At 68.3% G+C, this 7,987-nt stretch carries 3 protein-coding genes and 1 pseudogene; all 4 read left to right on the forward strand.

Annotated features, from left to right (window positions below):
- Positions 1–78 precede the first annotated feature (78 nt).
- Positions 79–1,182 carry an efflux RND transporter periplasmic adaptor subunit gene (locus ACEN88_RS19580; protein ID WP_413342201.1) on the forward strand — a complete coding sequence of 368 codons (1,104 nt, stop codon included), beginning with the start codon at positions 79–81 and terminating at the stop codon, positions 1,180–1,182.
- A gap of 142 nt (positions 1,183–1,324) precedes the next feature.
- Positions 1,325–4,441 (forward strand): efflux RND transporter permease subunit, encoded by a 3,117-nt coding sequence (locus tag ACEN88_RS19585; protein ID WP_413342203.1) that lies wholly within the window; start codon positions 1,325–1,327, stop codon positions 4,439–4,441.
- Positions 4,438–7,677, forward strand: coding sequence for an efflux RND transporter permease subunit (locus ACEN88_RS19590; RefSeq protein ID WP_413342205.1), 3,240 nt, complete (start codon positions 4,438–4,440; stop codon positions 7,675–7,677). Before ACEN88_RS19585 ends, ACEN88_RS19590 begins: the two co-directional genes overlap by 4 nt.
- A gap of 8 nt (positions 7,678–7,685) precedes the next feature.
- A pseudogene (locus ACEN88_RS19595) lies at positions 7,686–7,987 on the forward strand (RND transporter); the annotation flags it as partial.

The following is a 7,987-nucleotide window of genomic DNA, read 5'->3' on the forward strand; positions in this document are numbered from 1 at the left end:
CACAGGAAGTTGCATCTTTACACGGCTTTACACAGAAGCAGCCTACATGCGGGGAGATCCAAACAAAACGGGCGCGGCATGCCGGCCACGACGGTCGGTGTCGGCAAGGCCGAGCGCGCCGACATCCCGATCGTGCTGGACGCCCTCGGCACCGTGACCCCGGCCGCCGTCGCGACCGTGCGGCCGCAGGTCGGCGGCGTGCTGCAGAAGATCCTGTTCACGGAAGGCCAGCTCGTCAAGCAGGGCCAGGTGCTGGCGACCATCGACCCGCGCCCGTCCCAGATGGCGCTGCTGCAGGCGACGGGCCAGCGCCAGCGCGACGAGGCCCAGCTCGAATCGGCCAAGGTCCTGCTGTCCCGCTACCAGACCCTGCTCCAGCAGGACTCGATCGCGCGCCAGGACGTCGACACGCAGGCGGCCCTCGTGAAACAGCTGCAGGGCGCCGTGACGACCGACAAGGCGGCCGAAGGCATCGCCCAGATCAACCTCGGCTACACGCAGGTGCGCGCCCCGATCGCCGGCCGCGTGGGCCTGCGCACGGTGGACATCGGCAACCTGGTGGCCAGCAGCGACGCGAACGGCATCGCCGTCATCACCCAGCAATCGCCGATCGACGTCGAATTCGCCGTGCCGCAGGACCACCTGCCCGCGATCCAGGAGCGCATCAACGCGAACGCCACGCTGCCCGCGACGGCGCTGGATCGCACCCGCACGCGCGAGCTGGCGCAGGGCCGCTTCATGGCGCTGGACAACCAGGTCGACACCTCGACCGGCACCGTCAAGGCCACGGCCCGCTTCGCCAACGACGCGTCGAAACTGTTCCCCAACCAGTTCGTGAACGTGCGCCTGCAGGTGAACGTCATCAAGAACGCGATCACGGTGCCGGTGACGGCATTGCGCCACGGCGCCAACGGCGACTACGTCTACGTGCTGAATCCGCAGACCCGCACCGTCGCGCTGACGAACGTGAAGCGGGGCGAGGAAGACGCCGAGCGCGTCGAGATCACGAGCGGTTTGAAAGGCGGCGAGACCGTCATCACGGAAGGCGCCGACCGCCTGAAGGATGGCGCGAAGGTGACGCTGCCGGGCGAGCATCCGGCGCGCGGTGCCGGTGCCGCCGGCGCGAAGCAGGGCCAGGGCGGCCAGCACCGCCGCCGCCAGCAGGAAGGGGCGGCGCAATGATGCAGTTTGCCGGAACCCGTGACTTATGCACGTCGTTCCCGCGCAGGCGGGAACCCAATCTCTGCATGCGTCCCGTCGGCTCGACGAAATTGGGCCCCGGCCTGCGCCCGGGCGACGGTCTCGCGTGCAACGGAGCGGTTCGATGAGCCCATCCGCCCCCTTCATCCGCCGCCCCGTCGCCACGTCGCTGCTGATGCTGGCGATCGTGCTGGCTGGCCTCGTCGGCTATAAATTCCTGCCGTTGTCCGCGCTGCCGCAGGTCGACTTCCCGACCATCCAGGTGCAGACGCTGTACCCGGGCGCGAGTCCGGAAGTGATGGCGCGCACCGTGACGGCGCCGCTGGAACGCCAGTTCGGCCAGATGTCGGGCCTGGCGCGCATGAGTTCCAACAGCGCGGCCGGCGTCTCCGTGATCACCTTGCAGTTCACCCTGGGCCAGACGCTCGACGTGGCCGAGCAGGAAGTCCAGGCCGCGATCAATGCCGGCGGCTCGCTGCTGCCGACCGACCTGCCGGCGCCGCCCGTCTACGCGAAGGTCAACCCGGCCGACGCGCCCGTGCTGACGCTCGCCATCACGTCCGATTCGATGCCGCTGACGGAGGTGCAGAACCTCGTCAACACGCGCCTCGCGCTGAAGATCAGCCAGGTGACGGGCGTGGGCCTCGTCACCCTGCAGGGCGGCCAGCGTCCGGCCGTGCGCATCCAGGCCAACACGGAGGCGCTCGCCGCCAACGGCCTCGGCCTCGACACGCTGCGCACCGCGATCACGAACGCGAACGCCAACAGCGCCAAGGGCAGTTTCGACGGCCCGCTGCGCGCCTACACCATCAACGCCAACGACCAGCTGGTGACGGTGCCCGACTACACGAACCTGATCGTCGCGTACAGGAACGGCGCGCCGGTGCGCCTGGGCGACGTGGCGAAGGTCGTCGACAGCGCGGAGAACGTCAAGCTCGGTGCGTGGGCGAACATGAAGCCCGCGATCATCCTGAACGTGCAGCGCCAGCCGGGCGCCAACGTGATCGCCACCGTGGATGCCATCAAGCAGCGCCTGCCCGAGCTGCAGGCCAGCCTGCCGCAGAGCATCCACATGGACGTGCTGTCGGACCGCACGAACGGCATCCGCGCCTCCGTCGAACACGTGCAGATCGAGCTCGTGCTGGCCGTCGTCCTCGTCGTGCTCGTGATCTTCGCGTTCCTGCACAGCATCCGCGCCACCGTGATCGCGAGCCTCGCCGTGCCCATCTCGCTGGTCGGCACGTTCGGCATCATGTACCTGCTCGGGTACAGCCTGAACAACCTGTCGCTGATGGCGCTGACGATCGCAACGGGCTTCGTCGTCGACGACGCCATCGTCATGATCGAGAACATCTCGCGCTACATCGAGGAAGGCGAGAGGCCGATGGACGCCGCGCTGAAGGGCGCCACGCAGATCGGCTTCACCATCATTTCGCTGACCGTGTCGCTGATCGCCGTGCTGATCCCGCTGCTGTTCATGGGCGACGTCGTGGGCCGGCTGTTCCGCGAATTCGCCGTGTCGCTCGCGATCACGATCCTGATCTCGGCCGTCGTATCGCTGACGCTCGTGCCGATGATGTCGGCCCGCTGGCTCAAGCAGCACGACAAGTCGCACGAAACCCCATTCGCCCGCAAGTTCCAGTCGTTCTTCGACTGGACCGTCGGCCACTACGACCGCGGCCTGAACTGGGTCCTCGCACGCCAGGGCCTGACCCTGCTCGTCGCGCTGGGAACGCTCGTGCTGACGGCGATCCTGTGGACGTTCATCCCGAAAAGCCTGTTCCCCACGCAGGACACGGGCCAGCTGCAGGCGCGCGTGGAAGCGCGCCAGGCAATCTCGTACAGTTCGATGGCCGGGATGCAGCAGGCCGCCGCGCGCGAGATCCTGGCCGACCCGGACGTCGAATCGCTCGCGTCGACCGTGGGCGTGGATGCCGCCAACAACACGATGCTCCACACGGGCACCATGCTGATCAACCTGAAGGCGAAGCACGGCGACCAGCAGGACATCATGGAGCGCCTGCGCCGCCGCGTGGCACAGAACGTCGCCGGCGTCACGCTGTACCTGCAGCCGACCCAGGACCTCACCATCGACGCCGAGACGGGACCGACGCAATACCGCCTGTCGATCGAAGGCGCGGACACGAAGACGGTGACGGAGTGGGCCCACAGGATGGTGGCGGCGATGGCGCGCCGCAAGGAGCTGGCGAACGTCGTCACGGATGCGGGCGCCACCGGCGCAGCCGCCTACGTCAACATCGATCGCGACAGCGCGTCGCGCCTGTCCGTGACGGCGTCGAATGTCGACGACGCGTTGTACAGCGCGTTCGGCCAGCGCATCGTGTCGACCATCTTCACGGAGACGAACCAGTACCGCGTGATCCTGGAGGCGCAGCAGGACGACAAGATGTCGCTCGACGCGCTGTCGGACCTGCAGCTGCGCACGGGCTCCGGCGCGCCGACGCCGCTGTCCGCGATCGCCTCCATCACGGAACAGGCCGCGCCGCTGCAGATCACGCACGTGGCGCAATACCCGGCGACGACGATCGGCTTCGACACCGCGTCCGGCATCAAGCTGGGCACCGCCGTCGCCGCGATCAAGGAAGTCGCGCAGGAGATCGGCCTGCCGGGCTCCGTGACCATGACGTTCCTCGGCGCGTCCGGCGCGTACCAGGCGTCGCTGTCGAACCAGCTGTGGCTGATCCTCGCGGCCGTCGTCTGCGTGTACATCGTGCTGGGGGTGCTGTACGAGAGCTACATCCACCCGCTGACCATCCTGTCGACCCTGCCGTCGGCCGGCGTCGGCGCGCTGCTGGCGCTGGGGATCACCGGGCAGGGCCTCGGCGTCATCGGCATCATCGGCATCATCCTGCTCATCGGTATCGTGAAGAAGAACGCGATCATGATGATCGACTTCGCCATCGAGGCCGAGCGCGACGAGGGCAAGGACCCGCGGACGGCGATCCACCAGGCCGCGATGCTGCGCTTCCGTCCGATCATCATGACGACGCTGGCCGCGCTGTTCGCCGCCATCCCGCTGATGTTCGGCTGGGGCGAGGGCGCCGAGCTGCGCCGGCCGCTGGGCCTCGCGATCTTCGGCGGCCTGATCGTCAGCCAGCTGCTCACGCTGTTTACGACGCCCGTCATCTATCTCGCGTTCGACCGCCTCGCGCGGCGCTGGAGCGGCGCGGAGCCCGCTAAACCCGGCGGCGCGGTGAAACCCGGCGGAGCGGGCGCATGAGTCTCTCGCAGCCGTTCATCAAGCGGCCCATCGCGACGGTGCTGCTGACCATCGGCATCGCGCTGGCGGGCATCGGCGCGTTCTTCGTGCTGCCCGTGTCGCCGCTGCCGCAGGTCGACTTCCCGGCGATCTCCGTGTCGGCCAACCTGCCGGGCGGCAGTCCGGACACGATGGCGACGTCGGTCGCCACGCCGCTGGAACGGCGGCTGGGCGTGATCGCGGGCGTCAACGAGATGACGTCCAGCAGCGGCAACGGCTCCACCCGCATCAACCTGCAGTTCGACCTCACGCGCCAGATCGACTCCGCCGCGCGCGAAGTGCAGGCCGCGATCAACGCGGCGCGCGCCGACCTGCCGGCCACCCTGCGCAGCAATCCGACGTACCGCAAGGCCAATCCGTCCGACGCGCCCGTGATCATCCTGGCGCTGACGTCGAAGACGCGTTCGCCCGGCCAGATCTACGACGACGTGTCGAACGTCGTGCAGCAAAAGCTCGCGCAGGTGAAGGGCGTGGGCGACGTGGAGATCGGCGGCGGCTCGCTGCCGGCCGTGCGCGTCGACCTGAACCCGTACCAGTTGAACCAGTACGGCCTGTCGACCGAGGACGTGCGCGCCGCCATCCAGGCGACGAACGCCAACCGGCCGAAGGGCGCGCTGGAAGGGCAGGGCATGCGCCTGCAGATCTATTCGCAGGCGAACACGCCGACCAATGGCCGCACGGCGGCCGACTACAAGGGCCTCGTCGTCGCATGGCGCAACGGTTCCGCCATCCGGCTGCAGGACGTCGCCACGGTGTGGGACGGCGTCGAGAACATCAACACGCTGGGCCTGTTCAACGGCGAACCCGCCGTGATCGTGCTGGTGACGAGCCAGCCGGGCGCCAACGTCATCGAGACCGTGGACGGCGTGCGCGCGCTGCTGCCGCAGCTGCAGGCCCAGTTGCCGCAGGACGTGCGCATGCAGGTCGCGTCGGACCGCACCCATTCCATCCGCGCGTCGCTGCACGAGATCGAGATGACCCTCATGATCTCGATCCTGCTCGTCGTGCTCGTGGTCTCCGTGTTCCTGCGCAGCGTCCGCGCGACCGTCGTGCCGGCCGTGGCGACCGTCGTCTCGCTGCTGGGCACCTTCGGCGTGATGTACCTGCTGGGCTTCTCCCTGAACAACCTGTCGCTGATGGCGCTCACGGTGGCGACGGGATTCGTCGTCGACGACGCCATCGTCGTGCTGGAAAACACGAGCCGCCACGTGGAGCAGGGCATGGACCGCATGAAGGCGGCGCTGCTGGGCGCGCAGGAAGTGGGTTTTACCGTGCTGTCCATCAGCCTGTCGCTCGTGGCCGTGTTCATCCCGCTGCTGTTCATGGGCGGCCAGGTGGGCCGGCTGTTCCGCGAATTCGCCGTCACGCTGTCGGCCGCCGTGATGATCTCGCTCGTCATCTCGCTGACGACGACGCCGATGCTGTGCGCGATGCTGCTGAAACCGGGCCAGAAGCTGCACGACCACGCGGGCCGCAAGCAGGGCCGCCTCGCGCGCTGGGCCGAGCGGGCCTTCGACGGCGTGCTGAAGTCGTACGAGCACGCGCTCGACTGGGCGCTCGACATGAAGGCGCTCGTGATGCTGATCCTCGTGTTCGTCGTCGGCCTGAACGTGTACCTGTTCTCGGCCGCACCCAAAGGCTTCTTCCCGCAGCAGGACACGGGCCAGGTCAACGGCGGCCTGCGCGCGGACCAGAGCATCTCGTTCCAGGCCATGCAGGGCAAGCTGCGCCAGCTCGTGAACATCATCAAGAGCGATCCCGCCGTGGACACCGTCGTCGGCTTCACGGGCGGCTCGCGCGCGGGCGGCGGCTTCATGTTCCTGAACCTGAAGCCGGCCGACGAACGCGCCAAGGGCGAGAGCGGCCAGGCCGTGATCGCGCGCCTGCGTCCGAAGCTCGCGCAGGTGACGGGCGTACAGCTGTTCCTGAACCCCGTGCAGGACCTGCGCATGGGCGGGCGCCAGTCCAACTCCACGTACCAGTACACCCTGAAGAGCGACAACCGCGCCGACCTGAAAACGTGGGCGACGAAGCTGGCGGACGCGATGAAGGGGCAGAAGGCGCTGACCGACGTCGACACCGACCAGGCGGACAACGGCGTCGAGACCTATGTCGACATCGACAAGCAGACGGCCGCGCGCCTCGGCATCAGCGCGAAGGACATCGATAACGCCCTGTACAACGCGTTCGGCCAGCGCCAGGTCGCCAACATCTACGACGAATTGAACCAGTACCACGTGATCATGGGCGTGGCGCAGCAGTACGCGCGCTCGCCGGCCGCGCTGGACGACGTGTACGTGCCGGCCAAGAACGCGCCCACGACCGCCGCCGGCACACCCGCTGCGCCCGCGAACCTGACGGCCGCGCGCGATCCGTCCGGCGGCTCGGCCCTGTCGTCGAGTGCCACGACGATGGTGCCGCTGTCCGCCATCGCCCACTTCGCGGAGCGCTCGACGCCGAGCTCCGTCAACCACCAGGACGGCGAGCTGGCGACGACGATCTCGTTCAACCTCGCGCAGGGCTTTTCGCTGTCGGAAGCGCAGCAGGCGGTCAAGCAGGCGGAGGCTGACATCGGCATGCCGACCAACGTGCGCGGCAGTTTCCAGGGCCAGGCCAAGCAGGCGCAGGAATCGAACCAGCAGCAGCCGCTGCTGATCCTCGCCGCCATCGTCGTCATCTACATCGTCCTCGGCATCCTGTACGAAAGCCTCGTGCATCCGGTCACGGTGCTGTCGACGTTGCCGTCGGCCGGCGTGGGCGCCGTGCTGGCGCTGCTGCTGTTCCACATGGAGTTTTCCATCATCGCGCTGATCGGCGTGTTCCTCCTGATCGGCATCGTGAAGAAGAACGCGATCCTGATCATCGACTTCGCGCTGGAAGCGGAGCGCGCGCGCGGCCTGTCGGCCACTGAGGCCGTGCGCGAGGCGTGCCTGCTGCGCTTCCGTCCGATCCTGATGACGACCCTGGCGGCGGCGCTGGGCGCGCTGCCGCTGGCGATCGGCTTCGGCGAGGGCTCCGAGCTGCGCCAGCCGCTGGGTATCGCCATCATCGGCGGCCTGGTCGCGAGCCAGCTCCTGACGCTGCTGACCACGCCCGTCGTCTACGTCTACCTCGACAAGCTCCGCCGCCGCAACGCGGACGAGCACCACCTGGTCCGCCATCCGCTGGAGGACCAGCCCACGATTTCCCAGCCATGAACCGAACCATGCGATCTACCACCTTTCGTCCGCTGATCTCCGCCTTGCTCGCCGCCGCCGTGCTGTCCGGCTGCGCGCTCGCGCCCACGTACGAGCGGCCGGCGACGCCGCAACCGGCCGCGTTCAAGGAACTTCATGGATGGGCGCCGGCCGCTCCCGCGGATGCGCTCGACCGGGGGCCGTGGTGGACACTATTAAACGACCCCGTGCTCGATGGCCTCGTGCGCCAGGTCGAGGTCAGCAACCAGAACGTGGCGGCGGCCGTGGCCGCGTACAGCCAGGCGCGCGCGCTCGTCGCGCAGCAGCGCGC

Source organism: Massilia sp. CT11-108 (assembly GCF_047302915.1).
Classification (GTDB): domain Bacteria; phylum Pseudomonadota; class Gammaproteobacteria; order Burkholderiales; family Burkholderiaceae_D; genus Telluria; species Telluria orientalis.